A 2,562-nucleotide genomic window follows, 5' to 3' on the forward strand; every position below is an offset into this window, starting at 1 on the left:
CCCTCCCTCCATCGGGGGTCCGCACCCATGCGCAAACTGTGCCATCTCCTCCCCCTGTCCCTGTCCCTCTTTCTTCTCTTCCCGTGGTTGTTCCTCGGCCTGACCGGGGCCCCCGCGCACGCCGCCGACAACGGCAGCTGGTCCGTCTTCCCCGTCGCGTCGGAACTCGCCTCGCGGCCGTACTTCCACCTCTCCGCCGACCCGGGCACGACCATCGAGGACGAGGTCACCGTCGCCAACAAGACCGGGCAGTCGCTGACGTTCCGGCTCTACGCGGCCGACGCGTACAACACCGCGCGGGACGGCGGGTTCGCGGTGCGCACATGGCAGGAGAAGCAGCGGGGCGTGGGTGCCTGGGCGAAGCCCGCCAAGGACCGGGTGACCGTGCCCGCGTACGGCAGGGTCACCGTGCCGTTCACGCTCCGGGTGCCCGAGACGGCCGAACCAGGAGATCATCCGGGCGCGCTGGTCGCCCTGGACGAGCGGATCGACGCGGGGCGGGGAGCGGTCGAGGTCGGTGTGCGGCGGACCGTCGGCGCCCGGATCTACCTGCGGGTGGGCGGGCCCGCCGTACCGGCCCTCGCCGTCGAGAAGGTCCGTGTCAGCCACCACCAGCCCCTGGTCCCCGGCACCGGCGACAGTACGGCCACCGTCTCGTACACCCTCCACAACACCGGCAACGTCACCCTGAACCCCAAGGTGCGGCTGAGAGCCGAAGGGCTCTTCGGCCGTACGCTGCTCTCCCGCGACCTGGTCAAGATCCCCTCGGAGCTGCTCCCCGGGCAGCGGGTGCGGCTCAGCGAACCCTGGCGCGGCGCACCCCAACTCGACTGGGGCGACGTGACGTTGACGGCCAGCGCGCTCGACACCCGCGAGTCGGCGAGCACGTCGTTCCTCGCCCTGCCGTGGCTGGTCGCGGTGGTGCTGCTGGCAGCGGGTGTCGCGGCAGCGGCGGTGGTGATCAGGATCAGGGTCAGAGCGCGTCGGGGCCGCGCTCACCGGTCCGTACCCGAACCACCGTCTCCACCGGTACGGCCCACACCTTCCCGTCGCCGATCTTCCCCGTCCGCGCGGTCTTCACGATCGCCTCGATGACGGGCTCGGCGTCCGCGTCCTCGACGACGACCTCGATACGGACCTTCGGTACGAGGTCGACGCGGTACTCGGCACCGCGGTACACCTCCGTGTGGCCGCGCTGACGCCCGTATCCGCTGGCCTCCGTGACGGTCAGCCCGTGCACCCCGATCTCCTGAAGGGTGGTCTTGACCTCGTCGAGGCGGTGCGGCTTGACGATCGCGGTGATGAGCTTCATGCCGGGGGCCTGGCCTTCTGCACAGTGGGGAAGGGGGAGTGGACCGGGGCGGTGTCATGCCCCAGGACCCCGTGATCGTAGGCCGTCGCGGCAGGCACCGTAAGGTCCTGGCCGGTCCGCTCATGGGCCTCGTGGGGTCCGCCGGGGGTCCGCCGGGGGTCCCCCGGGGCGGAGTCGGCGCCCGATTCGTGGCGGGGCGTGGAATCCTGGTACGGCGAGGCCCCGACGATCAGGGACAATGGGCGCCATGAGCGTTCGTACCCAGTCACCCGAGCCGCCGGAATCCCCGGAATCATCCTCGGGGGCACCCCACCGCGCCGGCTTCGCCTGCTTCGTGGGCCGCCCCAACGCGGGCAAGTCCACCCTCACGAATGCTCTGGTCGGCCAGAAGGTGGCGATCACCGCGAACCAGCCGCAGACCACGCGGCACACGGTCCGCGGCATCGTGCACCGGGCCGACGCCCAGTTGATCCTGGTGGACACTCCCGGGCTGCACAAGCCGCGCACGCTCCTCGGCGAGCGGCTCAACGACGTCGTACGCGCCACGTGGGCCGAGGTCGACGTGATCGGTTTCTGCCTTCCCGCGAACGAGAAGCTCGGTCCCGGTGACCGCTTCATCGCGAAGGAACTGGCGTCCATCAAGCGGACGCCGAAGATCGCGATCGTCACGAAGACCGACCTCGTGGACAGCAAGACGCTCGCCGAGCAGCTCATCGCCATCGACCAGCTCGGCAAGGAGCTCGGCTTCGAGTGGGCCGAGATCGTGCCCGTGTCGGCGGTCGCCGACAAGCAGGTGGACCTGCTGGCCGACCTGCTCGTGCCGCTGCTGCCGGAGGGCCCGGCGCTCTACCCCGAGGGCGACCTCACGGACGAGCCCGAGCAGGTGATGGTCGCGGAGCTGATCCGCGAGGCCGCCCTTGAGGGGGTGCGGGACGAGCTGCCGCACTCCATCGCCGTCGTCGTCGAGGAGATGCTGCCGCGCGAGGACCGGCCCGCGGACAAGCCACTCCTCGACATCCACGCCTTCGTCTACATCGAGCGGCCCAGCCAGAAGGGCATCATCATCGGGCCCAAGGGGAAGCGGCTGAAGGAAGTCGGGATCAAGTCGCGGAAGCAGATCGAGGCGTTGCTGGGTACGCCGGTGTTTCTGGACCTTCATGTGAAGGTGGCGAAGGACTGGCAGCGTGACCCTCGACAGTTGCGCAAGCTGGGCTTTTAAGACTTTTCCGTCCCCAGCCCCGCCCCTTCCC

2 protein-coding genes are annotated in these 2,562 nt (G+C 70.0%); one reads left to right on the top strand and one right to left on the bottom strand.

Annotated features, from left to right (window positions below; translation table 11 throughout):
- Positions 1 to 973 precede the first annotated feature (973 nt).
- Positions 974 to 1,312 carry a P-II family nitrogen regulator gene (locus AOK01_RS42205; protein ID WP_079104089.1) on the bottom strand — a complete coding sequence of 113 codons (339 nt, stop codon included), beginning with the start codon at positions 1,310 to 1,312 and terminating at the stop codon, positions 974 to 976.
- 238 nt (positions 1,313 to 1,550) lie between these two features.
- Between AOK01_RS42205 and era the strand changes: the two genes are divergently transcribed.
- Positions 1,551 to 2,531, top strand: a complete 981-nt coding sequence (gene era, locus AOK01_RS38555; protein ID WP_213862212.1) for a GTPase Era — start codon at positions 1,551 to 1,553, stop codon at positions 2,529 to 2,531.
- Positions 2,532 to 2,562 lie beyond the last annotated feature (31 nt).

The sequence above is a fragment of the Streptomyces aurantiacus genome, from assembly GCF_001418335.1.
Classification (GTDB): domain Bacteria; phylum Actinomycetota; class Actinomycetes; order Streptomycetales; family Streptomycetaceae; genus Streptomyces; species Streptomyces aurantiacus.